The organism is Aliivibrio logei, from assembly GCF_001691055.1.
Classification (GTDB): Bacteria; Pseudomonadota; Gammaproteobacteria; order Enterobacterales; family Vibrionaceae; genus Aliivibrio; species Aliivibrio salmonicida.
In genome coordinates, this window is sequence record NZ_MAJU01000034.1 from 235 (window position 1) to 1,118 (window position 884).

The 884-nt window shown below is 39.0% G+C and carries 2 protein-coding genes; both read right to left on the reverse strand.

The genetic code is table 11. From position 1 onward, the window contains the following. Window positions 1-414, reverse strand: a 414-nt coding sequence (locus A6E04_RS20480; protein WP_244886305.1) for a GNAT family N-acetyltransferase, incomplete at its 3' end; no start/stop codon positions are given. A 249-nt stretch (window positions 415-663) separates the two neighbouring features. Beyond that, window positions 664-884, reverse strand: a 221-nt coding sequence (locus A6E04_RS21435; protein WP_217491221.1) for a hypothetical protein, incomplete at its 5' end; no start/stop codon positions are given.

Below are 884 nucleotides of genomic sequence, written 5' to 3' on the forward strand. Positions count from 1 at the left end.
TCTAAACTCAACTGCGATTGCTGAGAGGTTTTCAAATGCATGAGAAAGAAGAAGGAACTTACATTCGGTATTTACTGAGGTTCTCTGATAATTTTTCGCATACCACGTATAACCAATTTCTACCCGTTTATTCACACAATCAGCGTGGCATAAACGAGTTGTACCGATTATGGTTTGAGTTTCATTATCAATGACAGAAAAAGCCAAAGAACGCCCAGCGTCCTGTTCGCTTAAAGCCAATTCAATATAACCGTTTACAGTCTCTCTACTTGGTATTTTTGTATACCATAAGTCCCAAAGTTCACCATCAGAAGCCGCTTCAACAAGAGCTGACGCATGCTCTAATTGTAGTGGAATCAATGTGACTATTTTCCCTTTAAGCTCCGTACCTGAGAGCCATTTCTCACCTTGCATACTAAATTCCTTCTTTGAAGCAGCTAACGCTGGCATAACACGTTTATTACCATGCAAACCAACCTGAATTAACAGCCTTAATCACAAAACCTAAGACAAACCCAGAACGCCGAATGTAATAAATCGTGTTGATGCGATTGTTGTGCGTGCTTACTTTCGGCTTGGCTAACTTGGTAAAGAACTGCCCTGCCAAGATTTTTAATGCCCTGATTCTAATTTACCGATAGTAATTAAGCGAACAAAATATCCTTAAATTGCGAGATTAAGTAAATGGAAAACCAATACACTTTTTACGCCATTTGAACGGTTTGGTTTCAACAAGTTTGGAACTGAAAAAACAAATATATTAGCCACAATTGGGATTGAAAATGCTGCGAGGAAAACACGGATGCAGACTAAAATGAGGCATAACCAAAGAACAATTGAAGCGTGAAATAGCTTCTGAAACGCCTGAACTTGGGGAAATAAGG